Raw genomic sequence first — 26,192 nt, 5'->3', positions numbered from 1 at the left:
CTGATTTGCACCAGCCGTCTCATTGCCGCATTCTTTGGCCACGATCGGTCTGGTTTTGAGGGAAACCGCCATGTTTTTCAGCCTGATCGCCATTGCCGCCGTCATAGCTCTTTTCGTCATCGTGTCACGACAGCAGAACCGCATCGCGCTTGTCGAGCGCGAGCTCGGTATCCTGCGCGGCCTTGTGCAGCCTGGAACTTCGCTGTCGGCGCCCAACGCGGCGGAAGCCGCGCAGGACGGTCTTGCCGAGCAAACCAAGGCAGCCGCGGCGCCTGCCGCGCCGTTGGCGGATGGCGCGACCGTGGCCGAGGAGGTCGTCGCGAGGCCCGAAAGCGAGTCCGTGGCCGGACCCTGGACGAAGGGCAGGACGGTCCCCGCGCAATCCGCCGGGATGGCCGAACCGGCGCACGCTGCTTCCGTGGTCGAAACGCCCGCAGCCGGATCTCCCGCGGCCCCCAGAGCAGCGCGCCAAACCGATGTTGAAACAGCGCTGGGCACGCGCTGGGCAGTCTGGGTCGGCGGCATAGCGCTGGCGCTGGGCGGCCTGTTCCTGATCCGCTACACCATCGAGGCCGGCATTTTCGGCCCAGGCGTGCGACTCGCCATGGCCGGTATCCTCGGCCTGGTGCTGATTGCCGGCGCCGAATTCATCCGCCGCACCGGCTTCAGGGTGCCGGTGCAGGGCGCCGCCGGCGCCTACATCCCCGCGATTCTGACCGGGGCGGGCGCCTTCATCCTGTTCGGCACGGTCTACGCGGCGCACGGCATCTATGGCTTCATCGGTCCGGCGAGCGCCTTCGCGCTGCTTGGCGTCGTCGGCGTCGCGACCATTGGCGCTTCGCTCCTGCATGGCCTGGCGCTGGCCGGCATCGGCCTCGTCGGCGCCATGGTCACGCCGGCGCTGGTCGCCTCGGAAGCACCCAATCCCTGGGCCTTGTTCGTCTATTTGGCGATCGTGCTTGCCGCCACGGCGGCAATCGCCCGCATCCGCGACTGGAAGGCGCTGGTGGCCGCGGCCTTTGCCGGCGCCGGCGTCTGGACCATTCTCTATATGGTCGACGCGCCGGAGGTGAACCTCGCCGCCGTCCTGTTCATCAGCCTGGCGACGCTCGCCGTGCTGGCTTTCGTCTGGCTCGGCCTTTTCTTGGTTACTGGCCGCGACGATACGGCGCGCGGCTTCGACTGGCCTTCGATCGTGCCCGGCTTCTTCATCGCCCTGAGCGCGCTGGCCCCGTCCGTCGATCCGGCCTTTGCCAGCGCCGGCGATGCCTTGCACGGGGCGATCCTGTTGGCCGCGCTGGTCGCGGTGGCGCTCTACCGGCCGCGCGCGCTTCCGCTCGTCTTTGCCGCCGGCATCGCGACCCTGCTGATCTATCTGGGCATCATCCCGCCCGCCACGATCGGGGCGGATGCGCTCGATGTCGGGCTCGACGCTCAGCCTTTGGCGTCGTCCGACGCCCTGACCTTCCGCATCGGCGTCGCGCTCGGCATGATCTTCCTCGCCGCCGGTTTCTGGGCGGCACGCCGCTTCGCCGCTGCCGCTCCCTTGCGCGCAGCCTGCTGGGCCGCCTGGGGCGTCATTGCGCCGCTGGTGGTGCTTCTGGCGCTGTGGCTGACCTTCGGCGATATCGACCGCGACCTCGGCTATGCGCTGCCGGCCCTGTTGCTGGCGCTCGCCTTCGCCGCCGGCAGCGAATGGATCGCACGCGCCGAGGAGCCGCCGCTGGCCGGCGGCCCGGCCGTGTCATTCGCGCTCGGTGGCGCCGGCGTGGCCGGCCTGCTGATGCTGCACATGGCCTTCGGCTCCGGCTGGACGACCCTGCTGCTCGGCGCCGCCGCTGTCGTCCCGGCGCTGGCAACGCGCTGGCGCTCCTACCCCGTGCTGGGCTGGATCGCGGTCGGCGCGGCGGTCGCCGTGCTCGGCCGCGTCGCCTTCGATCCGACCATCGTCGGCGCGGCGTCTCTCGCCAGGACGCCGGTCTTGAACTGGCTGCTGCCGGGCTATGGCGTGCCGGCGCTCGCCTTCGGCTTCGCCGCCTGGCAACTCGCCCGCACCACCAATGGCCGCCCGCGCCTTGCCTTGGAGGCGGCGTCGGCGCTGTTCGCGCTGCTCACCATTGCCATGCTGGTGCGCCACGCCATGCATGGCGGCGTCATCGACACCGGTACCGTCACTCTTGCCGAACAGGCGATCTATACGCTGATCGCGCTCGGCGCCGGCGCCATATTGGTCGCCATCGACATGCGTTCGCCGAGCTCGGTCCTGCGTTATGGCTCGATGGCCGCTGGCGTCGTCTCTGCCGGCCTGATCGCGGTTCAGCATTTCGTGGTGCTGAACCCGCTGCTGACGGACGAGTCGACCGGCACGGTTCCCGTCTTCAACCTTTTGTTTCTCGCTTATCTCTTGCCGGCGGTCGCCGCCGGGGCGCTGGCGCTCTGTGTCCGCGACAAGCGTCCGCGATGGTATGCGGCAATGCTGGCGCTGATTGCCGCGCTGCTTGCCTTCGCCTATGCCACGCTCTCGGTGCGCCGCCTGTTCAAGGGCGAGTTCATCGCCTTGTGGAGCGGGCTCGGCCAGCTCGAGACCTATACCTACTCCGCGCTCTGGCTGGTCATCGGCGTGGCGCTGCTCGCCGCCGGCGTCCGGCTGAAATCGCAGGTGCTGCGCATCGCATCCGCGGCGCTGATCGCGGTCGCGGTGCTGAAAGTCTTCCTCTTCGACATGTCGGAGCTCGAAGGCGTGCTGCGCGCGCTGTCCTTCATCGGTCTGGGTGCTGTGCTGATCGGCATAGGGCTGTTCTACCAGCGGCTGTTGACCAGGGCGGCGAGGGAAGCGTAGGCGTCGACTTGTTTGGATATTCAAAATGGAATGTATGAATATCCAATAGGAGATATTCATGCCGCTCTACATTCGCGACGACGAGGTCGATGCGCTGGCTGCAAAATTGCAGCGCGAGACCAATGCGACCAGCAAGACCGAAGCCGTGCGGACCGCGCTTTTGCACGAACTGGAACGCCGTCGCGCAAAGGTGCCGCTGCGCGATCGGATCGTCAGGCTTCAGGCGGAGGCGAAGAAGATCGGTCTGCCCAATCCCGATTTCGACATGAAGAAATTCACCGATGAGATGTGGGAAGATTGATGTTTGTCGACGCTTCGGTGATCGTCGCCATCCTCAACCAGGAACCGGGCTGGGAAGAATTGTTCAAACAGCTCTCCGGAACTGTCGACTTCCACGTCTCCGCGATGGTCCGCCTTGAGGCGACACAGGCTCTGGCGAGAGCCGGCGCGGGTTCCCGCAAGCCGACCGCTGAAGCTCTCCTGAAGGCTCGCGATCTGGTCGACCAGCTGATTTTGGAAATTGGCGGAGAAAATGTGCCGATCGGCGACGAAATCGGCTCGCGCGCTATCGACGCAAGCGCTCGCTATGGCAAGGCCGTCGGTCATTAAGCCGATCTGAATTTGGGCGACTGTTTTGCCTATGCCTGTGCGAAAACTCTCGGCGTTTCGCTGCTCTATAAGGGTGGCGATTTCCTGCTGACGGATTTGGCATGATCTTAGCTTCGACAATCGGATAGCCGGCGCGTCGCTGTTACCTGCGGACAGTGCCTTGCAGGCGGTGTTGTTCTGCTGCTTGCTTGATGATGCTGGCAATCTTGCGGACAAATGCCGGACTGAAAGCGCCGATTGGCTTGGTGGAGACGAGATCATACGCCTCATCGACCCGTACGCGGTTGTATTCGTCCATGACGAGCCATGAGGGAAAGTCGAGCCCGCCTCTGCGGCACTCAATTTCACTGATTGCGATGTATAGTCGGGACGGATCCGGCTTTTGCGAGGTGAGCGGAAACAGGAACAGCGCGGCAGGTGTAGCCGGGGTTCTGACCACGATGCAGACAGGGCGCGCTTTTCGGCCGGATTCCTCGCCGGCCTTCGCCTGCCGCGCCCAAAGATAGTAATATCGGAGCAGGTCGCCCGGCTTAAGCATTAGGCTCTTCACCGGCTATGATCGCTTCGAGCCCGGACATCAGTTCATTATGGACGTCGTTCGGTGCACCCTCGAGCGTGTAAGCGGCCGCATGGGGCATGCTGACGAGCTTGCGGTATTGACTGGCTGAAAGGATGACAAGTTTCTCCTTGCCGCGTTTCGTGAGCGCTACGGGCTCGATCATTGCCGTTTCGAGTATCTCCCCCGAAGCGCGGTTCATGTCTGAGAAGGTAAATTGCTTCATCGCAGGCCTCATACGTAATTCATCTATTATAGGTATTTTACGTAACTAAGACAATCAATTCCCGGGTCGCTTGCAGCGGGAATAAATTGGCCTCTGCCGGCGTTATTCATGTGCTTGGGTAACCGCAGCGGTTGGGCCGCTTCGCGCTGACTGCTTGCACCGCGCCGCGAAGGCGCGTTCTATCCGGATGGAAAGCGACCTCGAAACAAGCGGTCATGGACGACAAGAAGGCAGCGATCCTAAGCGAGATACCGCGGTTGCGGCGCTACGCGCGCTCGCTGCTGCGCGACCGCGATTCCGCCGACGACCTCGTCCAGGATTGCCTGGAGCGGGCGCTTGTGCGGCTCGACAACTGGCAGACGGGAGAAAGCCCCCGGAGGTGGCTGTTTACGATCATGCATCACTTGTTCATCGACCAGATGCGCAAGGTCAACCGGCGCGGCGAGGCGGCGATATTGCCTCTCGAAGCCGGTGAAGCCCAAGCCGCACCCGCCGATCAGGTCGAGACCATCGCCTCGCGCGAGATAATGGATGCCTTGCAGGCGATCAGCCCCGATCGCCGCGCGGCCTTGGTGATGGTCGCCATCGAGGGTTTTTCCTATGCCGAGGCCGCCAACATCCTTGGCGTGCCGGCCGGCACGCTGATGTCGCGCATTGCGCGCGGCCGGGACGAACTGCGTGGACTGCTCGACGACGGCTCGCGCCGCCGCTCGATAAGGATTGTTGAGAAATGACCCGCCGCGATTTCTCCGAACGCGATATCCATATGGCCCTCGACGGCGAGCTGCCGGGCGAGGAGCGCATGGCTTATGACGCCTGGCTCGAAGCCAATCCCGAGATGAAGGCGAGGTCCGCGCGCTACATCGCCGACCGCGCCGCCATGCGCGCCGCCCTGGCTGGCGTGATCGACGAGCCGGTCCCGGCGAGGCTGCGGCAGGCATTGCTCGGCGAGGTGCCTGCAAAGGCATCGACCTGGCGTTCGCGCTGGTGGCTCTCGGCCGCGGCCGCCGTTGTGCTCGCCGTTGGCGGCCTCGGCGGCTATGTCGCCGGCATCGACAGCGTCAGCCGCGGTGACGACGGCGACGACAGGCTCGCCGAGCAGGCGATCGCCGCCCATGTCCTGTACGCCGCCGAGAAGCGCCATGCCGTCGAGGTCCCGGCAAGCGACAAGGACCATCTCCAGGCCTGGCTGTCGAACCGAGTCGGGCTGAAGCTGGTTGCGCCGGACCTGGCGGCCGAGGGCTTCCAACTGGTCGGTGGCCGGCTGCTGCCGGCCGGCGGCCAAGGCAAGGCGGCGATGCTGCTCTACGAGGACGCCAAGGGCGAGCGCATCTCGCTCTTCGTCACCGCCGAATCGTCGGCGACGTCCAAGGGCACCTATACTGCCGAGGGAGGCGGACCGGAGGCGGTCTACTGGCTGGATAAAGGCTATGCTTGCGCCGTCGTCGGCTCGTTGCCGCCGGAGCGGCTGTCGGATGTCGCAAAAACCGCTTATGGCCAGCTCGTGGCAGGCATATCGAGCTGAACCGGCTGCCTTTTTCGGCGGCCGGCAGTCCTTTGAACGGCAATCCTGTTCAAACGCTTTGCCCTTTCCAGCCGGGGCGGAAACTGTCACAATTCAGCCCTAATCAAGGAGCGATAGCGCTTGATGAATACTGGCGGTTCGGCCGGTGTTCGCGACGCATCCACCGGGGCCGTTTTCTTTAATCCAATCGAGGTTCTCCCAAGCCCGCATGCCTGCCGAGATCCGCAAGGCCCGTGCGTCAGACGTCGATGACCTCGCCGCCATCGAGAAGGCGGTGTTTCCGGGCGACAGGCTCTCGCGCCGCTCCTTCCGCCAGTTCATCGAACGTGAAACCGCCGAGATGCTGGTGGCCGAGAACGAGGGCCGTGTCGCCGGCTATGCGGTGGTCCTGTTTCGCAAGGGCAGCGGCGTGGCGCGTCTCTATTCCATCGCCGTCGGTCCGTTCTTCGGTCGGCTCGGTATCGGCCGCCTTCTGCTGGCGGCCGCCGAGGAAGCGGCCTTCGAGCACGACCGGCTGTTGCTGCGCCTCGAAGTGCGCGAGGACAATGATCGCGCCATTCGTATCTACGAGCAGGCCGGCTATCGAAAACTGGGCCGCGAGCCCGACTATTACGAGGATGGCGCCACGGCGCTGCGCTACGAAAAGACGCTGCGCGGCGACACCCCGACCGCGACCAGGGTGCCGTTCTACCAGCAGACCTGCGAGTTCACCTGCGGCCCTTGCTGCCTGATGATGGCGATGGCCAATTTCGATCCTGGTTTCGTGCCCGATCCGGTCATGGAAATCCGCCTGTGGCGCGAGGCGACCACGGTCTTCATGATGTCCGGCCCTGGCGGCTGCGAGCCCTTCGGCCTGGCGGTCGCCGGCTATGAGAGCGGACTTGCGGCCGAGATATTCGTCTCCTTTTACGGCGCGTTGTTCCTCCAGTCGGTGAGGAGCGTGGACAAGCGCCGGGTGATGGAGCTTGCCCAGGTCGATTTCCGCCGTCGCGCCGAACTCTACGGCGTCCCTGTCAACTACCGTCCGTTCGGCATCGGCGACATCCGTGACGCCCTTGCCGAGGGCAAGCTGGTTGTGGTCCTGATCAGTGGCTTCCTGATGTTCGGCAAGAAGGTGCCGCATTGGGTGCTGGCCATCGGCGACGATGGCGACCATATCCTGATCCACGATCCCTGGGTCGAGGATGAAAGGCAGGAAACGATCCTCGATGCCGCGAACATTCCGGTGCCCTACGACATCTTCATGAATATGGCGCAGTTCGGCCGCGACGGTTTGCGCGCCGCCATCACTCTGGGAAAACGCTGAGACAATGACCTGGGTTATCCTGACAGGCAGGCAGAACGATCTCGATCAGGTGGCCACACCCCACAAGATCATCACCAACCGCGACTATCTCGCGCATCCGGCGCTGTTCCGCGGCCAGCGGCCGAAGGTAATCAATCTGTCGAACAATTACGGCTACCAGAGCCGCGGCTACTACGCCTCGCTTCTCGCGGGCTCGCGCGGCCACAGGGTGATCCCGACCGTCGAGACCATGATCGACCTTTCGGAGCGCAAGCTCTACGAGCACGCGCTGCCGGAGCTCGAGCTTGCCCTGAACAAATGCCGCAAGGATCTTGGCGGGATTTTTCCGGCCAAGGTCGCGATCTTCTTCGGCATCGGTCCGTCGAAAGTATGGGATCGTTTCGCCAAGCTGTTGTTCGACTGGTTCCGCGCGCCGGCGCTCGAGGTCCATATCAAGGACAGCGCCGAATGGGCCTCGATCCGCAAGATCGGCTTCTTGCCGCTTGCCCGCATGTCCGAGGATGAGGAAGAGTTCTTCCTGCAATGCCTGGACACCTACACCAACCGCGAATGGCGCGACACCAAAGGCCGCACGCCGGCGCGCTACACATTCGCGACGCTGGTCGACCCGCATGAGGAACTGCCGCCGTCGGAGATTTCCTCGCTGCGCTATTGGGCGAGGATTGCCGAGAAGATGGGCGTCGAGGTCGAGCCGATCACCAGGAAGGACCTCGCCAAGCTCGCCAATTACGACGCGCTGTTTATCCGCGAGACGACGTCGATCTCCAACCACACCTACCGCTTCGCGCGCCGCGCCCAGCAGGAAGGCATGCCGGTGATCGACGATCCGCTGTCGATGATCCGCTGCACCAACAAGGTCTATCTCAACGAGCTGATGACCTACAACAAGGTGCCGGTGCCGCCGACGGTGATGATCGCCGGCACGTCCGACTTCGAAGTGGCGGCGCAGACGCTGGGCTTTCCGCTGGTGCTGAAGATCCCGGATTCGTCTTTCTCGCGCGGTGTCAAGAAATGCGAGAACATGGCGGAGCTGACCAAGCTCGCGACCGAGTGGCTGGACGATTCCGATCTCTTGATCGCGCAGAAATTCATCCCGACCGAATATGACTGGCGCGTCGGCGTGCTCGGCGGCCAGCCGCTGTTTGCCGTGCACTATCTGATGGCGAAGAAGCACTGGCAGATCGTCAACCACAAGGCCAGCGGCAAGCCCGACCAGGGCGGCATCAAGACGTTCACGCTGAAGCAGACGCCGCCGCATGTCGTCGAAACCGCGGTGCGGGCGGCAAAATGCATCGGCGACGGGCTCTACGGCGTCGACCTCAAGGAGACCAAGGACGGCGTCTTCGTCATCGAGGTCAACGACAATCCCAACCTCGACCATGGCTGGGAGGATTCCGGCGAAAAGGACGAACTCTGGGTGCGGCTGACGCAGTGGTTCCTGGAGCGACTGGAAAGGCCGGACAAGTAGCGGCCGGAGGAGGGGAGTTGGGGAACTGAGGAACTGAGGAACTGAGGAATTGAAGAATTGAAGAATTTGAAGAATTGAGTGTCTAGCCGAGTCATCCGTCCTCGCTTCCCCAGTTCTCCAGTTCTCCAGTTCTCCAGTTCTTCAATTCCTCAATTCCCCCTGGGTATCGTGATCCCATGAGCGCAATCGACCCCGACGCAGCCATCGATCATCGTTCCGTGATAGCCTCGCTGACGAATGAGGAGCGCAGCCGGCTGACCGGCAAATCGGATGGGCCGGCCCTTGTCCACCTCGCGCTCCATCTCGGCGCGATCGTCCTCCTCGGCGCGCTGATCGCGGCCAAGGTGCCGTTCTGGCCGGTCCTGATGCTGCCGCAGGGCATTCTGATCGTGTTCCTGTTCACGCCGCTGCATGAAACGGTGCACAGGACGGCGTTCGAAACGCAGTGGTTAAACGATGCCGTCGCGCGCTTCTGCAGCCTGGCGCTCGCGCTGCCGGCCGACTGGTTCCGCTATTTCCATTTCGCCCATCACCGTTTCACCCAGGATCCCGAAAACGATCCGGAGCTCGCATTCCCGAAGCCCGAGACGATGCGGCAATACATCGTCCACGTCTCCGGCCTGCCGGTGTGGTGGGGGCATTTCAAGACGCTCTACACCAATGCGATGGGGCGCTGCCGCGACACTTACGTGCCGTCAAAGGGCTTGCCGAAAGTGAAGGCCGAGGCGCGGGCGATGATCGTCTTCTATGTCGTGCTGCTGGCGCTTGCGGTCTGGTTCAGGGCCTCGGTGCTGCTCACTGTCTGGATCGTGCCGGCGCTGCTCGGCCAGCCGTTCCTCAGGCTCTATCTGCTGGCCGAGCACGGCCGCTGCCCCTTCGTCGCCAACATGCTGGAAAACACCCGCACGACGCTGACCAACTGGTTCGTGCGCAAGCTCGCCTGGAACATGCCTTACCATGCCGAGCACCACGCCTATCCCGGCGTGCCGTTCCACCAGCTGCCGGAATTTCACCGCCTGATCGAGTGGCACCTCAAGGTGGTCGAGCCAGGTTATGTGAGCTTCCACGAGAAATATGTCGGGGCGCTACGCTGACGGAGGACGTCACTCAGCCTGACTGGCGCAGCAGCGCCTGCGAGCGCAGCAGCCCGCCAATGTCGGACGCCTTGGCCGGCACGCCGATCAAAAAGCCTTGCGCCTCGCCGCAACCGGCTTTGCGCAGCGTGTCGAGCTGCGCTTCGGTCTCCACTCCTTCGGCGGTGACGGTGATGCCGAGCTCGGCCCCGAGCCCGATCACCGTGCGCACGATCGCCGCCGTGTCGCGCTTGTCGAGATCGCGGATGAAGGAGCGGTCGATCTTGATCTTGTCGACGGGGAAGCGCCGGAGATAGCCGAGCGAGGAATAGCCGGTACCGAAATCGTCGAGCGCGATGCGCACGCCGAGACCGCGCAGCTGGCTCAGCGTCTTCAGCACCGCGTCGCTTTCGTCCATCATCACCGTCTCGGTGATTTCGAGCTCCAGCCGGTTGGCCGGCAGGCCGGAAAACGCAAGCGCCGAGATCACGCTGCGAGCGAAGCCGCCGCTCTTGATCTGCGCGGCCGAGACATTGACGGCCATGCGCATGTCCGGCGGCCAGTTCGCCGCCACGTTGCAAGCCTTGCGCAGCGCCCAATCGCCGAGCTGCACGATCAGTCCGGTTTCCTCGGCGACCGCGATGAAGTTTTCCGGCGATACCAGGCCGCGTGACCGCGAGCGCCAGCGCATCAGGGCTTCCGCGCCGACAATCTTGCCGGAGCCGATGTCGAGGATCGGCTGGAAGTCGAGTTCGAATTCGCGCCTGGACAGCGCTGCCTCGAGATCGGCCTCGAGCGCACGGCGCTCCCGCATCAGCGCATCCATGCCTTGCTCGAAGAAGCGGTAGACGTTGCGCCCTTCGCTCTTGCCCCGGTAGAGCGCCATGTCGGCGTTGGTGAGCAGCGTGTCGGCGTCGTGTCCGTCGCCGGGATAGAGCGCGATGCCGAGGCTCACGCCCACATGCATCTCGCGCCCCTTGTCGCGATAAGGCTTGCCGACGATCTCAACGATGCGCTTGGCGAGCCTTTCGGCGTCGGCGGCGCTCTTGGTGCCCGACTGGATGACGGCGAATTCGTCGCCGCCGAAGCGCGCCACCACGTCCTTGCTGCTGCGCACGGCGTGCTGCAGCCGCTTGGCGACGCATTGCAGCAGCCAGTCGCCGGCCGGATGGCCGAACGTGTCGTTGACGGCCTTGAAGCGGTCGAGGTCGAGCGAGAGGATTGCCAGCGGCTTTGCCTCGCCAAGCGCCTGGTCCAGCTTTTCGCGAAACATCGAGCGGTTGGGCAGATTGGTGAGCGTGTCGTGATGCGCCAGATGCGTCATGCGCTCTTCGGTGCGCCGGCGCTCGGTGACGTCCTCGAAAGTCGCCACCCAGCCGCCGCCGGCCAGCGGTCGCCGCTGGACGAAGAGCGTTCGGCCGTCGACCAGCTCGCGATAGCTCGCGTGCGACTGGCCGGCATCCAGCCTTGCCTTGGATTTTCCGACTTCGATGTCGATTTCGAGCGGTGCGAAGATGCCGAGGCGAATGAGTTTGTCCAGCATCTGGCGATGCGTCATGCCGAGCGTGAAATCCGACGCCTCGGCGTTGCACAGGTCCAGAAAGCGCTGGTTGCGCACGATGAGCCGGCCCTCGGCGCTGTACATCAGCAGGCCTTGCGACATGTTGGCCAGCGCGGCATCGAAGCGGCGGTATTGCTCTTTCAACTCGGCCTCGGCGCGCCGCTCCTCGGTCACATCCTCGTAGATCGACACCCAGCCGCCGACGGCGATCGGCCGGTGCGAAATGACGATGATGCGCCCGTCCGACAGGATTTCCTCATAAGTCGAAGCCCTGGCGCCGTCGATGTAAGGCTTGCGGATGGCATAAAGCTCGCTCGCGCTCTGCGAGGCGATGCCGATGTCGACGCTGTGCTGCAGGATGTCGAGGAAACGAATGCCGGGCTTCACCACTTTGGCGTCCAGGCTGAAGATGTCGATGTAGTTGCGGTTGCAGATAATCATCCGCTCATCGGCGTCGAACATGCACAGGCCATGCGACATGTTCTCGACAGCGGCCGCGAAGCGCTCGTTCTGCGCGCGAAGTTCTTCTGCGATTCGCCGGGATGGACCAATGCCGGACGTCTTTCGCCTGCCGACGACCGAACCAGTCTTGACATGTGCGCCGGGCATGAGCACGCCTTCGGATCGTGACCGAACGCAATACTGTCGCGGCCGCGGGTTAATTTAGCGTTCTTTCATGGGGTTGTATTCACGGCAAGCGACGACTGGCGCCTGGCTTCCAGCGTCTTGAAACGCTTCAGAAAAGCTGTTTGCGCCCAGGTCACGGATTTTGGCGTGAAGTCGAAGCGATCGGCGGAGAAGCCGCGCGGCCGGCCGAAATACTCGGTCGCCTCAGCGGTCGAAAAGCCAGCCAGCAGCGTCGCCTCGTAATAGGCGGCGATCTGGTCGGCGCGCTTGATGTCGTTGCGCAAGGAGGCGGCGAGCTCCGCCGGCAGCGAGAAACGCAGATGGATGGCGCGCTGCAGGCGCAGCTCGCAATCCTTGTAGGAGCCGCCCATCACCGATTTGAACGGCGAGATCATGTCGCCGATGACATATTCCGGCGCATCATGCAGCAGCGCTGCCAGCCGCGCCTCGGCCGTGGCCTCGGGTGCCAGTTCGCCATAAAGCGCTTCGACCAGCAGCGAGTGCTGCGCCACCGAGAAGGCGTGGTCGCCTCTGGTCTGGCCGTTCCAGCGCGCGACGCGGGCGAGCCCGTGCGCGATATCGGCGATCTCTATGTCGAGCGGCGAGGGATCGAGCAGGTCGAGCCGCCGGCCGGACAGCATGCGTTGCCAGGCGCGCGGCGGAGCGCCGGCCCGGTCGGCAGCCATCAGGCCTCCTCCGCGCTGGCCGCATCCTGCGGGAAGGTGAATTTCGCCCAGTGCGGGATAGCAAGCATGATTGGCGTCTCGCCGGCCCTGATCGAATCGTGAGCGTCGATCGCTGCCTTGACGCGGTCGGTGCGCACGATGGCGAGGCCGCGCCCCTCGTTTGACGAACCCAGAATGCCGACCGGCCGGCCATTGACCGTCACCTCCGCGCCGGCCGGCGGTAGCGGACCGGCTGCGACGGCGATCAGCACACGGCGCCGCGCGGTGCCGCGATGCTGCATGCGCGAGACGACCTCCTGGCCGACATAGCAGCCCTTCTTGAAGCCGACGCCGCCCGTCTCGTCGAACAGCACGTCGTGCGGGAAGGCGTCGCCAAGCTGGTAGTCGGAGCCGCTTTCTGCAATGCCGTAGCCGATGCGCATGTTCAGCCAGCCATTCGGGTCGCCGCCGTCCCGCGCCTCGCCGCCATAAGTGCGCGTAACCGTGATATCTTGAAACCGCGTGTCGGCAAGCACGCTTGAATCAGAACGTGAGGCGGTTGAATCATCGCCCCATGCGACTGTGACAAGCACCTGATCCTGTTTGGCGATCTCGGCCTTTGCCCTTAGCCGGTAAAGCATCAGCCGGCGCACGAAGTCGTCGGCGATGTCGGCCCGGCATTCCAGTTGGAAGCCATCATCGCCGGCGCGCGAGACCAGGAAATCGAACAGGATCTTGCCCTGCGGCGAAAGCAGTGCGCCGGGTCTCGCCTCGCCGGGCGCAAGCGTGTCGAGATCGGTGGTGAGGATGTTCTGCAAAAAATGCTCGGCATCGGGGCCTGACACGGAAATGAGCGCGCGGTCTTTGATTTGGGCAAAGGGCATGAGCGTGAAATCGGCCTGATCTTGCAAAACGTCCAGTCATTACGTAAGCCGGCCACACTCCCCCCGCAAGAGATTGGACCTGCACATGGCAACCACCTTCGACCTCATCCTGACAGGCGGCACGGTGGTCAACCATGACGGCGAGGGACGGCGCGACATCGGCGTGAATGCCGGCCGCATCGCGCGGATCGGCGATCTCGGCCAGGCTTCGGCCGGCGAAGCCATTGACTGCACGGGCCTGCACATCCTGCCGGGCGTCGTCGACAGCCAGGTGCATTTTCGCGAACCGGGGCTGGAGCATAAGGAGGATCTGGAAACCGGCTCCCGCGCCGCGGTGCTGGGCGGCGTCACCGCCGTCTTCGAAATGCCCAACACCAACCCTTTGACCACCAGCGAGGCAGCACTTGCCGACAAGGTGCGGCGGGCCACCGGGCGCATGCATTGCGATTTCGCCTTCTGGGTCGGCGGGACGCGCGACAATGCTCGTGATGTCGGCGAATTGGAGCGGCTGCCGGGCGCGGCCGGCATAAAAGTGTTCATGGGCTCGTCCACCGGCGATCTTCTGGTCGAGGACGATGAAGGCGTCGCCTCGATCCTGCGCAACACCCGCCGCCGCTCCGCCTTCCATTCCGAGGACGAGTTCCGCCTGCGCGAACGGCTCGGCGAGCGCGTCGAGGGCGATCCCTCGTCGCATCCCGTCTGGCGCGACGAGATCGCGGCGCTGCGTTGCACGGAGCGGCTGGTGCGCATCGCCAGGCAGACGCGCGCGCGCATCCATGTGCTGCACATCTCGACGGCCGAGGAGATCGTCTTCCTCGAGCAGCACAAGGATGTCGCGACCTGCGAGGCCACGCCGCATCACCTGACGCTGAGCGCCGACGACTATGCCAGGCTTGGCACGCTCATCCAGATGAACCCGCCGGTGCGGGCGCCACGCCATCGTGAAGGCGTCTGGCACGGCATTTCCCAGGGCATCGTCGATGTCCTTGGCTCCGACCACGCGCCGCACACGCTGGCCGAGAAGGCGAAGACCTATCCGGCCTCGCCGTCCGGCATGACCGGCGTGCAGACGCTGGTGCCGATCATGCTCGACCACGTCAATGCCGGCCGGCTCAGCCTGCAGCGCTTCGTCGACCTTTCCAGCCATGGTCTGCAGCGCATTTTCGGCATGGCCAGGAAAGGCCGCATCGCCGCCGGCTACGATGCCGACTTCACGATCGTCGACATGAAGCGGCGCGAGACCATCACCAACGCGCAGGCCGGCTCCAGGGCCGGATGGACGCCCTATGACGGCAAAGAGGTCACCGGCTGGCCGGTCGGCACCATCGTGCGCGGCACGCGCGTCATGTGGGAAGGCGAGATCGCGACACCCGGCCAGGGCAGGGCGGTGGAGTTCTCCGAGGCGCTGCCGGCCTGATCGCCGCTGAAATTGGATTTGTTAAGCGCTCTGCACTATCTTGATCGGGCTATGACCGCGAATTTTGCGCCGATCATTCCTGCGGAGTTTCCTGAGCTCCAGGCGCTCGCCTGGAACCGCGATGTCGCGCGCCCTATTCCCGCGAAAGAGGTCTTTGCGATTTATGAACGCAACTGGCGCTTTGTCGACCAAAAGCGCCTTACGGCGCGTGAGAAGCTGCTTATCATGAAATTGGCCGACGAATTCGGCCACGGCATCCTTCTGACCACATCGTGATAACTCATCTTGTTGTCCTCGATGCGCGCCATCACCGCGCCCGACAGGAATATTGCGGGTAGAAATCATGAAGGCGTTCGAAAAACCGGAACATAGGGTGATTGCCAAAGCCCTCGGGCTGATGGATCGCGACTTTCTGACGGCGAACCAATGCTGGTTTGGCGGCGGCACAGCCATTGTCATGAAGCTTGGCGAATATCGCCGGTCACTGGATCTGGATTTTCTTTGCGCCGATGCCGGCGGCTACCGCGAGCTGCGGACACGAGCATCGGAATTCGGCGTTCGAGCCTTTTTTCCTGAGCCCGTCGAAGCTGTTCGGGACTTTCAGATCGACCAATATGGCCTGAGGACGGTGTTGCGCCTGACGGATCAACCGATCCGGTTCGAAGTCGTCCGGGAGGGCCGCATCGATTTGCGTGGTCATTTTGACGACGATCTGGGGATACCGGCCCTTGTTCCTGCAGACATGTTTGCCGAGAAGCTGCTGGCGAATGCCGATCGATGCCAGGATCGTGCCGTCGCATATCGAGATGCCTTCGATCTCGGGATGCTGGTTAAAGCGTATGGGCAAATCCCAACCGAAGCCCTCGACAAGGCGCAAACTGCTTATGGACGCGACATCGAACGCAAAATTGCCTGGGTGGTGGGTAAGCTCCGGGACAAACGCGAACTCCGCGACGCAGCCGAGGTCTTGCAAATGGACCCTGCGGTGAGCGCCGACGCCATTTCTGCCTTGCGAGAGGAAGCGGCTCGCATCTGGCCGGAGGCCGGGAAGAGATAAGTTTCCCGCTCAATCCCCGGCGACGAAAAACAGCCACTGTCCCGTCGGCGTGATGCCGACGCGGTAGAAGATGTAGGCGCCGAACTGCTTCATGTCGTCATAGTCGCTGGCGGTGACCAGCTTGAACAATTCGACGCGCTGCCTGGCATCGAGCTTGTCGAGCGGCAGCGCGAAGAAATACGGCCAGACATAGAGTTCCTGCGGCGTGCCGGTGTCGACATGGACGTAGCCGGCCGAAAGCACCTCTTCCAGGATGGCGAGGATTTCCTGGCCGTCGCCGTCGCCCGAAAGGCTCTTGAGGAAGGTGACCGGGTCCCCATCGATGTCGCCCAGCGACAATTGCGTCATCGCCTCGCCCTTGCCGATCAGCGGCCTCAGCTTCTCGATGTCGCCGGTCCGGCAGGCCTCGATGAGCAGCCCGTGCATGCGCTTGACCGGTTCGGGAAGCGTGTTGAGGTCGTAGACGACCGCGGGCGGCGGCGCGTCAGGGTCTGCGCGCGGGCTGGTGATGCCGCCATTGGCGGGCGGCGTCTCCGGCTCCGACTTGTCGGTGTCGTCGGCCGGCTGGCCGTCCGCGGGCTTGGTGCCGGGCGCCTCCGGCATCGGCACGGCAGCGCCGGGCGCGGCGCTGTCACTATTGGCGGGCGGGGTGACCGGCGAAGGCAGGTCCTCCCGCTGGATCTCGCTCAGTGCGTAGGAGGGCGTGCTGGTGAGGCACAGAGGCAGCGCCAGGCAGGAAGCGGCGATCAGGATGCTGAGGGCCGGCCCGCGCGGCCGGCCTGACATCGAAAATCTCACCGCCTGCCTCTCCATGGTTCCCGGGTTCGGCCCGGCCGGCACATTGAATGTCCGAGCGCATGGACATGATGCCCAAACGGCGCGTCGCCGTCAAAAGTCACTATCAAAAAGTCGCTGTCAAAACAGGTGGCTAGTGCTTCAGCCGTTCCGGCTCGAACGCGCCGGCGATCACTTTTTCCCGCATGCGGTCGAGCAGGGCAAGCGCGGAGGTCTCGCCATTGGCGCGCAACATCTCGCCGAAAGCGGTCTCCAGCGCCGCTTCGGCGATGATTTCCGGTTCGATGCCGGCCGACAGGCCCTCGGCCCACGCTTCGCTGTGGCTCTCCACGGCGGTCAGCCGCTTTTCTTCCCTGACCAAAGCGTCGATGTCGCTGACACCATGTTCCATTGCGATGTCCACTTTCTGCAAGCGTCGATCCGACGAGGGATCCGGCTTGGTCTGTCAGTTCGTCCGCAGTCTCAATTAAGTCTTTGTAAATACGACATTTTTACGGTCGAAATCCACATTCCGGGCGAGACTGCCCTCAATCGATGCCGAGCTTAGCCGATTAGACCGGCTTGGGGCATCGAAACCTTCAGTTTGAGTTAATTCCACAACTGCGCGCTAACGTTTCGTTAATACTGTTGCGCAAGTGCAACACATGATTGCACCAGAGCGGGACAGGACACAATAAGACACGTCACATTGGCGCCCATTGCCCGCAACAAATCTGCGCAAAACGCGCAGCGGTCGAGCCGGGCTCAATTCCCGTAGCGGGAGGCGATGTCGCGCGACAACGTCTCGCCTTCCTTCATGTAGCGCGCGATGGCCTCGGTCGCCGACGGCGTGCATAGCGTGTAGGTGCCGCTGAAGGAGCGGTAGCCGCGGTTGAACGAGGCGATGAAACGGGCGCGCCGGTCGGGATCGGGATTTTCCGATTCGAGCAGCTTTTCCATCTCGCCCCGCCACTTGTCGCCCTTCTCGCCACACAGGTTGCGCAGGAAATGCAGCGATCCCAGCACTTCCGCCAGCCGCATCAGCCCGGGCTCGAAAGGCGCCTCGGCGGCGGGCGCCGGGGACGCTGCGACGGTCATGCTGACGGCGAGGCACGCGGCGAGAAAAGCGGAAGCGCGGGTCATCAAAGCCTTACGATGAAAGAGCAGGGTCTTGTGGCGAAACATTTTGTCGCCTGCAAGGCCATTCTGGACGCTCACCGCCTGGGGTCTTGTGCGGGGCCGAGCAATTCTTCGGCGACCGAGAACACGTCGCCCGCCAGCGGCATCCCTGCCATTTCCGCCAGCGTGTAGAACGCCGCCGTCTCGGCGTCGTCGCTGGCGACGGGTTCGCCGCCGGCATAGGCCGCGCCAAACACCGTCAGCAGGTAGTCGACCGCGTGGTTTTCAGCATGGCCGTCAATATGGATGTCGCGTAGCGGCCGGTAGCCTGTCGCCTCAAGCCCGGTCTCTTCCTGCAACTCGCGCGCCGCGGCTTGCGCAAGCGTCTCGCCCGGCTCGACCTTGCCGCCGGGATAGGCATAGAGCCCTTGCGACGGTGCCCGCGCACGCTTGACCAGAAGCACGGTGCCGCCGCGCACGACGGCGACGGAAACGGCCGGTATGATCTTGCGCTGTTCCATACGTGCCGATCTTTCTGCAGCCTTTTGTGGATCGATTGGGCGAATCCAGCTTTAGCCGTTGCGGCATGGCTGTTCCATCGCCACTTTCGTGGCACGTCAATCGAAGAACCCAGATCCATGTGTGGACGCTTTGCCCTGACCGCCACGCCGGACCAGACCGCCGCCTTGCTCGGCCTGGCCGAGCTGGAGGAATTTCCGGCGCGCTACAACATCGCGCCGACGCAGCCGGTGCTTATGGCGCTTGCCGGGCCGCGGCGGGAGCCGGGCTCGAACTTGCCGGATCGCCAGGCGATGCTGGTGCGCTGGGGCCTGATTCCTACCTGGGTCGAGGACACCAAGGCGTTTCCGCTGCTCATCAACGCCCGCTCCGAAGGCGTGTTGCAAAAGGCCTCGTTCAAAACCGCCATGCGCCACCGCCGCGCTCTGGTGCCGGCCTCCGGCTTTTACGAATGGCAGCAGTCGGGCGGCAAAAAGGGCCAGCCTTATTGGATCCGGCCGAAGCGAGGCGGGGTGATTGCCTTCGCCGGGCTGATCGAGACCTATGCCGAACCAGGCGGCTCGGAGATGGACACCGGCGCGATCATCACGACCGAGGCCAATGCCGGCATCGCCCATATCCATGACCGCATGCCCGTGGTGATCGAGGAGCGCGACTTCGCCCGCTGGCTCGATTGCCGCACGCAAGAGCCGCGCGACGTGCTCGACCTGCTGAAGCCCGCCGAGCCCGATTTCTTCGAGGCGATTCCGCTTTCAGACCTGGTCAACAAGGTCGCCAACACCGGGCCGGAGATTCAGGAACGGGGCGTCGTCGGGCCACAGCCCGACAAGGTCAGGCGCCAGAAGCCCGACACGGACGAAAACCAGATGACGCTCTTTTAGCGAAGGCTGCTCGCCTCGAGAGGCAGCTTTGGGACCTTCATCTCCAGGGCGCTTGCTTGCGCCCTCATCGCCGGCGTCCCCATGGTCGGGACCGTGCCGGTCGTTCTTGTCAGGCCGCGCGCGGCGAGACGATCTTCTGCGTCGGCTTCTTCTTCTTCGCGGTGTGAAGAAGCGCTGCGACGATGGCCGCCGGGCCGATCGCGCGGTAGTGGCTGGCGAGAGCCGGCTGCGTTTGTCGGTCCTGTTCCTGCTTGGTGCGAGCCATGATTCTCTCCCTGGTAACCGTTTCGTGTTCAGCGTTTGGCGGTCGATTCCGACCAAATCGTGACTTCTGGCGGTCTAGCCGGCGAATGTTTCATCACTGTGCCGACATGTTTAATAAAATGTTTCGGCCTGTCTTTACCTGTGATCCAACGACATCTTTCCTGAGCGGAGCGACTTGACGGCAACACCCGCCGGCGCGATAAAGCCGCCCATGAAAACGTCTTTCGCCATTTGTGGCATTTGCATTATTGGCTAGCCTCGCGCTGGTCCGGACGTTTTCGCCTTATCTTTCCCCAGATCGGAAAAAACGCCCCGGCCAGCAGGCTGGAGCCTGATTTGCGCCGATGGCGCAGAGCTGGTTCCAGTGAACCCAAATTAAGGACCGGGACGGCATGTCGGACGCATCGAAGGGCCTCAGCCTCTACAATACGCTGACGCGGGCGAAGGAACTTTTCGTTCCGATCGATCCGCACAACGTGCGCATGTATGTCTGCGGCCCGACCGTCTACGACTTTGCCCATATCGGCAATGCGCGTCCGGCGATCGTCTTCGACGTGCTCTTCCGTCTGTTGCGCCATCTCTACGGCGAAAGCCATGTCACGTATGTGCGCAACATCACGGATGTCGACGACAAGATAAATGCCAGGGCGCTGCGCGACTTCGGCGGCGACATCGCGGCTGGAAAGCTGTCGCTCAACGATGCGATCCGCAAGGTCACCGAAAAGACCGCCGGCCAGTACCACAAGGATGTCGCGGCACTCGGCTGCCTGCAGCCGACCTACGAGCCGCGCGCCACCGAGTTCGTCGCCCCCCGCGCCGACGGCAAGGCCGATATGCTCTCGCTGATCCGGCAGCTGATCGAGCGCGGTCACGCCTATGTCGCCGCAGGCGAGGTGCTGTTCGACACCGCCTCGATGTCGGACTATGGCGAATTGTCGAAGCGCAATCTCGACGAGCAGCAGGCGGGCGCGCGCATCGCTGTCGACGCGCACAAGAAGAACCCCGGCGATTTCGTGCTGTGGAAACTGTCGAGCCCGGAAGAGCCCGGCTGGGAGAGCCCGTGGGGCAGGGGCCGACCCGGCTGGCACATCGAATGCTCGGCCATGTCGGCCGCCTATCTTGGCGAGGTCTTCGACATCCATGGCGGCGGCTTGGACCTGATCTTCCCGCACCACGAGAACGAGATTGCCCAGTCGCGCTGCGCCCACGGCACCAAGGTCATGGCCAATGTCTGGATGCACAACGGCTTCCTGCAGGTCGAAGGCCAGAAGATGTCGAAGAGCCTCGGCAATTTCTTCTCGATCCATGAGCTGCTGGAGACCGACACTTTCGGCGGCCGCGCCTGGCCGGGCGAGGTGCTCAGGCTGGCGATGCTGATGACGCATTACCGCGAGCCGATCGACTTCTCCGTGCGCAAGCTTGAGGAAGCCGAAAACACGTTGCGCAAATGGAAGCGCGCCGCCGACCTCGCCCCTGTGGCGGCAAAAGAATTGCCGGCCGAGGTGGTGGAAGCGCTCTCCGACGATCTCGCCACCTACACCGCCTTCCAGCGGCTGACGCAGCTCGCCGGCGAGGCGGTCGATGCCGGCGGCGAGGTCGGGAATGGCGCAGCCGCTTCGCTAAAGTCAGCGCTGGCTTTCCTAGGTTTCGACACGGGCGCGACCAAGGTGGATGAGGAAGCGATCGCCAAGGCGATCGCCGATCGCCTGAAGTTCATTGCCGACAAGAACTGGGCCGAAGCCGACCGCATCCGCGAAGAGCTCCTGGCGCAGGGCGTGCAACTGAAAGACGGCAAGAACCCCGTCACCGGCGAGCGCGTGACGACCTGGGAGATCAAGCGGTGAGGGTGGATGCTCGGGACGCGAAATTGGAGAGAATGGCGCGAGGCGCCCCCCTCTGTCCTGCCGGACATCTCCCCCTCAAGGGGGGAGATTGGATGTCGCCTTGGCTTTCGCCAATCGCGGACGTGGCAGATGAGATGCCGTCGGCGAAGCTTCTGATCTCCCCCCTTGAGGGGGAGATGTCCGGCAGGACAGAGAGGGGGGCTTCGCGATGACTCATCATCGGGTATCTCCCGCCAACCGCGGCAATGCGCGCAAGATGCGCAAGCAAATGACAGATGCCGAATTGAAGCTCTGGAACGAGGTCCGGGCACATAGGCTGATGGGCCTTTCCTTTCGGCGGCAAATGCCTATCGCAGGCTACATCGTCGACTTTGCTTGCCCTGACAAAAAGCTGATCGTCGAGATTGATGGCTCCCAGCACGCTCTTGCTGAAGTGTCGGCTTCCGACGCTGCACGAACCGCGACGCTCGAAGCTTTAGGCTGGACCATCCTGCGCTTCTGGAACGACGACGTGATCCGCGATATCGACAATGCCTGCCAGCACATCGTCATCGTGGCCGGCCTGGCCGATGCGCCCGCGCCACAAACGGAGGAGCTCGTCCCGTGATCGATCATCTCGGCGTCAATGTATCCGACTTCGATAAATCCAAGTCTTTCTACGACAAGGCGATGGCGCCGCTGGGGGCTTCGCTGCTCTACATGGTGCCGGAAGAATATACCGGCGGCGCCAAGGTTGGCGGTTATGGCCGCGACCGGCCGGTGTTCTGGCTGAGCGACAGCACGGACAAGCCCAAATCCACCCAGCATGTCGCCTTCACCGCCCGCAGCCGCGCCGAGGTCGATGCCTTCCATGCGGCAGCGCTTGCCGCGGGCGGCGAGGACAATGGCGGACCGGGCCTGCGGCCGCACTATCATCCCAACTATTACGGCGCCTTCGTCTTCGATCCCGACGGCAACAATGTCGAGGCGGTCTGCCATGATGCGGAGTAAGCCGATGACCAGGAGTGAGCGATGAGCCTCGACAACCGGCCGGTCTATACAGGCGGCTGCCAGTGCGGGGCGGTGCGCTTCCGCGTCGAGGGCGCGCTGGGCGACGCCTCGGTCTGCCACTGCCGGATGTGCCAGAAGGCGAGCGGCAACTTCTATCTGCCGCTGGTCTCGGTGCGCGGCGCGACGCTCGACTGGACGCGCGGCGAGCCGAAGCGCTTCCGCTCGTCCAACGCCGTCTGGCGCGGCTTCTGCGCCGAATGCGGAACGCCGCTGACTTTCGAGGCGCCGGATGGCACAGCACTTGCAATCGCCGCCTTCGATGATCCGACCGGCATCGCGCCCACTATCCAGTGGGGCATCGAAGCAAAGCTTCCCTATGTCGACGGTATCCCCAAACTGCCGTCCGAGGACACGATGGCCGATATCGCGTCTGCGCGTTATCTGGCCGAGCTCGTCTCCTATCAGCATCCCGATCACGACACCGAGCAATGGCCGCCGGAGGAAAGACCATGACCGACCAAGTTCGAACAGGCGGATGCCAGTGCGGCGCCGTACGTTTCCGCGTCCACGGCAAGCTTGGGCGCCCGTCCATCTGCCATTGCCGCATGTGTCAGAAACAGTTCGGCAATTTCTTCGGCGCGCTGGTGGCGGTGCCGAAGAACGGCGTCGAATGGACCCATGAGGAGCCGAGCTATTTCCAGTCCTCGGTCAATATCGACCGCGGCTTCTGCGCCCGCTGCGGCACGCCGCTGACCTACCGCCAGCCCGGCGCGCTGGAGATCGCCATCGGCGCTTTCGACGACCGCTCCGACCTCGCGCCGCAGATCCAGGTGAATTACGCCGTTCGCCTGCCCTGGGTGGAAAAGATATTCGAGGCGCCGATCCTTGACGACCCCGACTTCTATCGGCGGCAAGAGCAGATCATCTCTTTCCAGCATCCCGACCACGAGACGGTCAACTGGCCGCAGCAGGGCTTGAAACTATGACGATCCACAGCGGTTCCTTGCGTACGCTCTACCCCGAGATCGAGCCGTTCGATTCCGGCATGCTCGACGTCGGCGACGGTCACACCGTCTATTGGGAGCGCTGCGGCACCAAGGGCGCCAAACCCGCCGTGTTCCTGCATGGCGGTCCGGGCGGCACCATTTCGCCGAAACACCGGCGCCTGTTCGACCCGAAACTCTACGACGTCGTCCTGTTCGACCAGCGCGGTTGCGGCAAGTCGACACCGAACGCCTCGCTGGAGGCCAACACCACCTGGCATCTCGTCGCCGATATCGAGCGCCTGCGCGAGTTGGCTGGCTTCGACAAATGGCTTGTCTTCGGCGGCTCCTGGGGCTCGACGCTGGCGCTCGCCTATGCCGAGACGCATCCCGAGCGTGTCAGCGAGCTCGTCGTGCGCGGCATCTACACGCTGACCCGCGCCGAGCTCGAATGGTATTATCAGTTCGGCGTCTCCGAGATGTTCCCCGACAAATGGGAGCGCTTCCTGGCGCCGATCCCCGAGGCCGAGCGCGGCGACATGATGGCCGCCTATCGCAAGCGGCTGGTTGGTTCCGACCGCAAGGCTCAAGTTCAGGCCGCCCGTGCCTGGAGCATCTGGGAAGGCGAGACGATCACGCTGCTTCCCGAGCCCGAGACCAGCGACCCGTTCGCCCAGGACGACTACGCGATCGCTTTCGCCCGTATCGAGAACCACTATTTCGTCCATGCCGGCTGGCTGGAGGAGGGGCAGTTGCTGCGCGACGCCTGGAAGCTGAAGGACATCCCCGGCACCATCGTCCACGGCCGCTATGACATGCCATGCCCGGCGAAATATGCCTGGGCGCTGCACAAGGCCTGGCCGAAGGCCGATTTCCACCTCATCGAGGGGGCAGGCCACGCCTATTCGGAGCCCGGGATCCTGGACCGGCTGATCCGGGCGACGGATCGGTTCGCGGGGAAATGACGATGCAGGTTCGTGCTCTACGGCGCCCCCGTCTGTGCTGCCGGACATCTCCCCCACAAGGGGGGAGATTGGCAGCTTCGGCTCTGCCGCTCCTCCTGCAACGCTGGAAATTGGCGAAAGCGGAAGTGACGGCTGATCTCCCCCCAAATGGGGGAGATGTCCGGCAGGACAGAGGGGGGCGCGAAGGATCGCAGCCTTTCGAGCTACAGCCATGACCAAGCAACGCCTTTACCTCTTCGACACGACTCTCCGCGACGGCCAGCAGACGCCGGGCATCGACTTTTCCGTCGAGGACAAGATCGCGATCGCCAAGCTGCTCGACGACTTCGGCATCGACTATGTCGAGGGCGGCTATCCGGGCGCCAACCCGACCGACACGACGTTCTTCCAGAAGAAACGGACTGAGAGCGCGAAATTCGTCGCCTTCGGCATGACCAAGCGGGCAGGGGTCTCGGCTTCCAACGACCCGGGGCTGGCGGCGCTGGTGCAGTCGAAGTCGGATGCCATCTGCTTCGTTGCAAAGAGCTGGGACTATCATGTGCGCGTCGCGCTCGGCTGCACCAACGAGGAGAATCTGGACTCGATCAAGACCTCGGTCGAGGCGGCGGTCGCTTCGGCCAAGGAGGCGATGGTCGACTGCGAGCATTTCTTCGACGGCTTCAAGGCCAATCCCGACTACGCGCTGGCTTGCGCCACAACCGCCTACGATGCCGGCGCGCGGTGGGTGGTGCTGTGCGACACCAATGGCGGCACGCAGCCTTCGGAAGTGCGCGAAATCGTCGGCAAGGTGATCGCGCAGGGCATCCCGGGCGATCATCTCGGCATCCATGCCCATGACGATACCGGCCAGGCGGTGGCGAATTCACTCGCCGCGGTCGAGGCCGGCGTGCGCCAGATCCAGGGCACGCTGAACGGCATCGGCGAGCGCTGCGGCAACGCCAATCTCATCTCCATAATCCCGACGCTTTCGCTGAAGCCCGCCTTCGCTGATCGTTTCGTAACCGGCATTTCGGCCGAGGCGCTGACCGGAATCTCCAGGCTCTCCCGCGCCTTCGACGAATTGCTCAACCGCGCGCCGGAAGCCCAGGCGCCCTATGTCGGCTCCTCCGCCTTCGCCACCAAGGCCGGCATCCATGCCTCGGCTTTGGCCAAAGAGCCGGCGACCTATGAGCATGTGCCGCCGGAAGCCGTCGGCAACCGCCGCCGCGTCATGGTCTCCGACCAGGGCGGCAAGGCCAATTTTCTCGCCGAATTGAAGCGGCGCGGCATCGACGTGCCCAAGGACGATCACCGGCTCGACTCCCTGATCGCCGTGGTCAAGGAGCGCGAGGCCGAAGGCTATGCCTATGAAGGCGCCGACGCCTCCTTCGAGCTGCTTGCCCGCAAGATGCTGCATGGGCTGCCGGAGTTCTTCAACGTCACCTCCTTCCGCTGCATGGTCGAGCGCCGCTTCGATGCCAATGGCAATCTGAAGACCGTCTCCGAGGCGATCGTGAAGGTCGAGGTCGACGGCGAGGAGAAGATGTCGGTGGCCGAAGGCCATGGCCCGGTCAACGCGCTCGACATCGCGCTGCGCAAGGATCTCGGCAAGTACCAGAGCGAGATCGTCGACCTGGAGCTCGCCGACTTCAAGGTGCGCATCCTCAACGGCGGCACCGAGGCCATCACTCGCGTTCTCGTCGAATCGCACGATTCTACTGGAGCCCGCTGGTGGACGGTCGGCGTGTCGGAAAACATCATCGACGCCTCCTTCCAGGCGCTGATGGATTCGATCGTCTACAAGCTGATGAAGAACCGCGAGATGGCAGGACTGGTGGCGGCGGAGTAGAACTCCTTCCTCGCCCCCGCGAAGGCGGCTACGCTATGCACACATCTTGTGTGACTGGCGCGACTGATCAGGCCGAGGCTTGTTTGCCAGGTGGTTCCCCCAATCCGTCGCTGCTTCGCAGCGCCACCTTTCCCCCCTCCGGAGGGAAAGGAAGGGAGTGTTGCTGGACGAGCGTTGAAAGCTTGGCGCCTTTCCTCTACCCCGTCGATCGG

At 63.9% G+C, this 26,192-nt stretch carries 28 protein-coding genes and 1 pseudogene; 19 read left to right on the top strand and 10 right to left on the bottom strand.

The genetic code is table 11. The features are described 5' to 3' along the window. The first annotated feature begins 70 nt into the window (after nt 1–70). The 3 genes and pseudogenes from FJW05_RS24590 to FJW05_RS24580 all read left to right on the top strand — a co-directional run bounded on the left by FJW05_RS24590 (nt 71) and on the right by FJW05_RS24580 (nt 3,553). Nucleotides 71–2,839, top strand: a complete 2,769-nt coding sequence (locus FJW05_RS24590) for a DUF2339 domain-containing protein (protein ID WP_140636433.1) — start codon at nt 71–73, stop codon at nt 2,837–2,839. Nucleotides 2,840–2,897: 58 nt separating this feature from the next. Then, complete coding sequence (locus FJW05_RS24585; protein ID WP_140636432.1) at nt 2,898–3,140, top strand: type II toxin-antitoxin system VapB family antitoxin; 243 nt, start codon at nt 2,898–2,900, stop codon at nt 3,138–3,140. After that, nucleotides 3,140–3,553, top strand: a pseudogene (locus tag FJW05_RS24580) (type II toxin-antitoxin system VapC family toxin). The gene FJW05_RS24585 and the pseudogene FJW05_RS24580 overlap by 1 nt, the downstream one beginning before the upstream one ends. A gap of 37 nt (nt 3,554–3,590) precedes the next feature. Here the strand turns inward: FJW05_RS24580 and FJW05_RS24575 are convergent. Both FJW05_RS24575 and FJW05_RS24570 read right to left on the bottom strand, forming a co-directional pair. Next, entirely contained in the window at nt 3,591–3,986 is a 396-nt protein-coding gene (locus FJW05_RS24575) for a hypothetical protein (protein ID WP_140636430.1), read from the bottom strand. After that, on the bottom strand, nt 3,979–4,230 hold the full coding sequence (locus tag FJW05_RS24570) for a type II toxin-antitoxin system prevent-host-death family antitoxin (protein WP_140636428.1): 252 nt from the start codon (nt 4,228–4,230) through the stop codon (nt 3,979–3,981). Before FJW05_RS24570 ends, FJW05_RS24575 begins: the two co-directional genes overlap by 8 nt. A 215-nt stretch (nt 4,231–4,445) precedes the next feature. Here FJW05_RS24570 and FJW05_RS24565 point away from each other — a divergent pair, with 215 nt between their 5' ends. The 5 genes from FJW05_RS24565 (at nt 4,446) to FJW05_RS24545 (ending at nt 9,623) form a co-directional block, all read left to right on the top strand. Next, entirely contained in the window at nt 4,446–4,964 is a 519-nt protein-coding gene (locus FJW05_RS24565; protein ID WP_140545291.1) for an RNA polymerase sigma factor, read from the top strand. Further along, the gene (locus tag FJW05_RS24560; RefSeq protein WP_140636426.1) at nt 4,961–5,755 is read left to right on the top strand and encodes an anti-sigma factor; all 795 of its coding nucleotides are present in this window, start codon (nt 4,961–4,963) and stop codon (nt 5,753–5,755) included. Before FJW05_RS24565 ends, FJW05_RS24560 begins: the two co-directional genes overlap by 4 nt. 208 nt (nt 5,756–5,963) lie before the next feature. Continuing rightward, the gene (locus FJW05_RS24555) at nt 5,964–7,061 is read left to right on the top strand and encodes a GNAT family N-acetyltransferase/peptidase C39 family protein (RefSeq protein WP_140545295.1); all 1,098 of its coding nucleotides are present in this window, start codon (nt 5,964–5,966) and stop codon (nt 7,059–7,061) included. A 4-nt stretch (nt 7,062–7,065) separates the two neighbouring features. Then, nucleotides 7,066–8,529, top strand: coding sequence for a RimK family protein (locus FJW05_RS24550; protein ID WP_140545297.1), 1,464 nt, complete (start codon nt 7,066–7,068; stop codon nt 8,527–8,529). Nucleotides 8,530–8,732: 203 nt separating this feature from the next. Continuing rightward, nucleotides 8,733–9,623, top strand: a complete 891-nt coding sequence (locus tag FJW05_RS24545; protein WP_140636494.1) for a fatty acid desaturase family protein — start codon at nt 8,733–8,735, stop codon at nt 9,621–9,623. 13 nt (nt 9,624–9,636) lie between these two features. Here FJW05_RS24545 and FJW05_RS24540 read toward each other — a convergent pair whose 3' ends face one another. The 3 genes from FJW05_RS24540 to FJW05_RS24530 all read right to left on the bottom strand — a co-directional run bounded on the left by FJW05_RS24540 (nt 9,637) and on the right by FJW05_RS24530 (nt 13,339). Beyond that, nucleotides 9,637–11,772, bottom strand: a complete 2,136-nt coding sequence (locus FJW05_RS24540) for an EAL domain-containing protein (RefSeq protein ID WP_140636424.1) — start codon at nt 11,770–11,772, stop codon at nt 9,637–9,639. A 65-nt stretch (nt 11,773–11,837) separates the two neighbouring features. Next, entirely contained in the window at nt 11,838–12,476 is a 639-nt protein-coding gene (locus tag FJW05_RS24535; RefSeq protein ID WP_140545301.1) for an HD family hydrolase, read from the bottom strand. Next, on the bottom strand, nt 12,476–13,339 hold the full coding sequence (locus FJW05_RS24530; protein ID WP_140636422.1) for a folate-binding protein YgfZ: 864 nt from the start codon (nt 13,337–13,339) through the stop codon (nt 12,476–12,478). The genes FJW05_RS24535 and FJW05_RS24530 overlap by 1 nt, the downstream gene beginning before the upstream one ends. A gap of 85 nt (nt 13,340–13,424) precedes the next feature. Between FJW05_RS24530 and FJW05_RS24525 the strand changes: the two genes are divergently transcribed. The 3 genes from FJW05_RS24525 (at nt 13,425) to FJW05_RS24515 (ending at nt 15,813) form a co-directional block, all read left to right on the top strand. Continuing rightward, the gene (locus FJW05_RS24525) at nt 13,425–14,756 is read left to right on the top strand and encodes a dihydroorotase (RefSeq protein WP_140636420.1); all 1,332 of its coding nucleotides are present in this window, start codon (nt 13,425–13,427) and stop codon (nt 14,754–14,756) included. A gap of 51 nt (nt 14,757–14,807) precedes the next feature. Beyond that, entirely contained in the window at nt 14,808–15,032 is a 225-nt protein-coding gene (locus FJW05_RS24520; protein WP_140636418.1) for a hypothetical protein, read from the top strand. Nucleotides 15,033–15,099: 67 nt separating this feature from the next. Then, on the top strand, nt 15,100–15,813 hold the full coding sequence (locus FJW05_RS24515; protein ID WP_140636416.1) for a nucleotidyl transferase AbiEii/AbiGii toxin family protein: 714 nt from the start codon (nt 15,100–15,102) through the stop codon (nt 15,811–15,813). A 9-nt stretch (nt 15,814–15,822) separates the two neighbouring features. Here the strand turns inward: FJW05_RS24515 and FJW05_RS24510 are convergent, their stop codons facing one another. The 4 genes from FJW05_RS24510 to FJW05_RS24495 form a co-directional block, all read right to left on the bottom strand. After that, a complete protein-coding gene (locus FJW05_RS24510; RefSeq protein WP_181165062.1) occupies nt 15,823–16,611 on the bottom strand; it encodes a hypothetical protein in 789 nt (262 codons plus the stop codon). Nucleotides 16,612–16,741: 130 nt separating this feature from the next. Next, entirely contained in the window at nt 16,742–16,999 is a 258-nt protein-coding gene (locus tag FJW05_RS24505) for a hypothetical protein (RefSeq protein WP_040984202.1), read from the bottom strand. A gap of 353 nt (nt 17,000–17,352) precedes the next feature. Beyond that, nucleotides 17,353–17,730: a TIGR02301 family protein gene (locus tag FJW05_RS24500; protein ID WP_140636414.1), complete on the bottom strand. Its 378-nt coding sequence runs from the start codon at nt 17,728–17,730 to the stop codon at nt 17,353–17,355. Nucleotides 17,731–17,801: 71 nt separating this feature from the next. Further along, nucleotides 17,802–18,227, bottom strand: coding sequence for an NUDIX hydrolase (locus FJW05_RS24495; RefSeq protein ID WP_140636408.1), 426 nt, complete (start codon nt 18,225–18,227; stop codon nt 17,802–17,804). A gap of 117 nt (nt 18,228–18,344) precedes the next feature. On the opposite strand from FJW05_RS24495, the gene FJW05_RS24490 reads away from it, so the two are divergent. Beyond that, entirely contained in the window at nt 18,345–19,106 is a 762-nt protein-coding gene (locus FJW05_RS24490; RefSeq protein ID WP_140636406.1) for an SOS response-associated peptidase, read from the top strand. A 109-nt stretch (nt 19,107–19,215) separates the two neighbouring features. Here FJW05_RS24490 and FJW05_RS24485 read toward each other — a convergent pair whose 3' ends face one another. Beyond that, nucleotides 19,216–19,371: a hypothetical protein gene (locus FJW05_RS24485; RefSeq protein WP_095766957.1), complete on the bottom strand. Its 156-nt coding sequence runs from the start codon at nt 19,369–19,371 to the stop codon at nt 19,216–19,218. 391 nt (nt 19,372–19,762) lie between these two features. Here FJW05_RS24485 and cysS point away from each other — a divergent pair, with 391 nt between their 5' ends. The 7 genes from cysS (at nt 19,763) to cimA (ending at nt 25,980) form a co-directional block, all read left to right on the top strand. Then, a complete protein-coding gene (gene cysS, locus FJW05_RS24480) occupies nt 19,763–21,214 on the top strand; it encodes a cysteine--tRNA ligase (protein ID WP_140636404.1) in 1,452 nt (483 codons plus the stop codon). Nucleotides 21,215–21,422: 208 nt separating this feature from the next. Next, the gene (locus tag FJW05_RS24470; protein WP_140636402.1) at nt 21,423–21,821 is read left to right on the top strand and encodes an endonuclease domain-containing protein; all 399 of its coding nucleotides are present in this window, start codon (nt 21,423–21,425) and stop codon (nt 21,819–21,821) included. Then, nucleotides 21,818–22,204: a VOC family protein gene (locus FJW05_RS24465; protein WP_140636400.1), complete on the top strand. Its 387-nt coding sequence runs from the start codon at nt 21,818–21,820 to the stop codon at nt 22,202–22,204. Before FJW05_RS24470 ends, FJW05_RS24465 begins: the two co-directional genes overlap by 4 nt. 21 nt (nt 22,205–22,225) lie before the next feature. Next, complete coding sequence (locus tag FJW05_RS24460; protein WP_140636398.1) at nt 22,226–22,717, top strand: GFA family protein; 492 nt, start codon at nt 22,226–22,228, stop codon at nt 22,715–22,717. Next, nucleotides 22,714–23,190 carry a GFA family protein gene (locus FJW05_RS24455; protein WP_140636395.1) on the top strand — a complete coding sequence of 159 codons (477 nt, stop codon included), beginning with the start codon at nt 22,714–22,716 and terminating at the stop codon, nt 23,188–23,190. The genes FJW05_RS24460 and FJW05_RS24455 overlap by 4 nt, the downstream gene beginning before the upstream one ends. Beyond that, entirely contained in the window at nt 23,187–24,152 is a 966-nt protein-coding gene (gene pip / locus FJW05_RS24450) for a prolyl aminopeptidase (protein ID WP_140636393.1), read from the top strand. Before FJW05_RS24455 ends, pip begins: the two co-directional genes overlap by 4 nt. 211 nt (nt 24,153–24,363) lie before the next feature. Then, on the top strand, nt 24,364–25,980 hold the full coding sequence (gene cimA, locus FJW05_RS24440) for a citramalate synthase (RefSeq protein ID WP_140636391.1): 1,617 nt from the start codon (nt 24,364–24,366) through the stop codon (nt 25,978–25,980). The last annotated feature ends 212 nt before the right edge of the window (nt 25,981–26,192 follow it).

The organism is Mesorhizobium sp. B2-9-1, from assembly GCF_006439455.1.
GTDB lineage: Bacteria > Pseudomonadota > Alphaproteobacteria > Rhizobiales > Rhizobiaceae > Mesorhizobium.
The sequence above is the reverse complement of the archived record's forward strand: the minus strand, read 5'-3'. Positions and strand labels throughout refer to the sequence as shown.

What these genes read in the sequence shown, in the direction of transcription:
- FJW05_RS24590 (WP_140636433.1), top strand. Translation starts at nt 71, where the DNA reads ATGTTTTTCAGCCTGATCGCCATTGCCGCCGTCATAGCTCTTTTCGTC.
- FJW05_RS24585 (WP_140636432.1), top strand. Translation starts at nt 2,898, where the DNA reads ATGCCGCTCTACATTCGCGACGACGAGGTCGATGCGCTGGCTGCAAAA.
- FJW05_RS24575 (WP_140636430.1), bottom strand. Translation starts at nt 3,986, where the DNA reads ATGCTTAAGCCGGGCGACCTGCTCCGATATTACTATCTTTGGGCGCGG.
- FJW05_RS24570 (WP_140636428.1), bottom strand. Translation starts at nt 4,230, where the DNA reads ATGAAGCAATTTACCTTCTCAGACATGAACCGCGCTTCGGGGGAGATA.
- FJW05_RS24565 (WP_140545291.1), top strand. Translation starts at nt 4,446, where the DNA reads ATGGACGACAAGAAGGCAGCGATCCTAAGCGAGATACCGCGGTTGCGG.
- FJW05_RS24560 (WP_140636426.1), top strand. Translation starts at nt 4,961, where the DNA reads ATGACCCGCCGCGATTTCTCCGAACGCGATATCCATATGGCCCTCGAC.
- FJW05_RS24555 (WP_140545295.1), top strand. Translation starts at nt 5,964, where the DNA reads ATGCCTGCCGAGATCCGCAAGGCCCGTGCGTCAGACGTCGATGACCTC.
- FJW05_RS24550 (WP_140545297.1), top strand. Translation starts at nt 7,066, where the DNA reads ATGACCTGGGTTATCCTGACAGGCAGGCAGAACGATCTCGATCAGGTG.
- FJW05_RS24540 (WP_140636424.1), bottom strand. Translation starts at nt 11,772, where the DNA reads ATGCCCGGCGCACATGTCAAGACTGGTTCGGTCGTCGGCAGGCGAAAG.
- FJW05_RS24535 (WP_140545301.1), bottom strand. Translation starts at nt 12,476, where the DNA reads ATGGCTGCCGACCGGGCCGGCGCTCCGCCGCGCGCCTGGCAACGCATG.
- FJW05_RS24530 (WP_140636422.1), bottom strand. Translation starts at nt 13,339, where the DNA reads ATGCCCTTTGCCCAAATCAAAGACCGCGCGCTCATTTCCGTGTCAGGC.
- FJW05_RS24525 (WP_140636420.1), top strand. Translation starts at nt 13,425, where the DNA reads ATGGCAACCACCTTCGACCTCATCCTGACAGGCGGCACGGTGGTCAAC.
- FJW05_RS24520 (WP_140636418.1), top strand. Translation starts at nt 14,808, where the DNA reads ATGACCGCGAATTTTGCGCCGATCATTCCTGCGGAGTTTCCTGAGCTC.
- FJW05_RS24515 (WP_140636416.1), top strand. Translation starts at nt 15,100, where the DNA reads ATGAAGGCGTTCGAAAAACCGGAACATAGGGTGATTGCCAAAGCCCTC.
- FJW05_RS24505 (WP_040984202.1), bottom strand. Translation starts at nt 16,999, where the DNA reads ATGGAACATGGTGTCAGCGACATCGACGCTTTGGTCAGGGAAGAAAAG.
- FJW05_RS24500 (WP_140636414.1), bottom strand. Translation starts at nt 17,730, where the DNA reads ATGACCCGCGCTTCCGCTTTTCTCGCCGCGTGCCTCGCCGTCAGCATG.
- FJW05_RS24495 (WP_140636408.1), bottom strand. Translation starts at nt 18,227, where the DNA reads ATGGAACAGCGCAAGATCATACCGGCCGTTTCCGTCGCCGTCGTGCGC.
- FJW05_RS24490 (WP_140636406.1), top strand. Translation starts at nt 18,345, where the DNA reads ATGTGTGGACGCTTTGCCCTGACCGCCACGCCGGACCAGACCGCCGCC.
- FJW05_RS24485 (WP_095766957.1), bottom strand. Translation starts at nt 19,371, where the DNA reads ATGGCTCGCACCAAGCAGGAACAGGACCGACAAACGCAGCCGGCTCTC.
- cysS (WP_140636404.1), top strand. Translation starts at nt 19,763, where the DNA reads ATGTCGGACGCATCGAAGGGCCTCAGCCTCTACAATACGCTGACGCGG.
- FJW05_RS24470 (WP_140636402.1), top strand. Translation starts at nt 21,423, where the DNA reads ATGACTCATCATCGGGTATCTCCCGCCAACCGCGGCAATGCGCGCAAG.
- FJW05_RS24460 (WP_140636398.1), top strand. Translation starts at nt 22,226, where the DNA reads ATGAGCCTCGACAACCGGCCGGTCTATACAGGCGGCTGCCAGTGCGGG.
- FJW05_RS24455 (WP_140636395.1), top strand. Translation starts at nt 22,714, where the DNA reads ATGACCGACCAAGTTCGAACAGGCGGATGCCAGTGCGGCGCCGTACGT.
- pip (WP_140636393.1), top strand. Translation starts at nt 23,187, where the DNA reads ATGACGATCCACAGCGGTTCCTTGCGTACGCTCTACCCCGAGATCGAG.
- cimA (WP_140636391.1), top strand. Translation starts at nt 24,364, where the DNA reads ATGACCAAGCAACGCCTTTACCTCTTCGACACGACTCTCCGCGACGGC.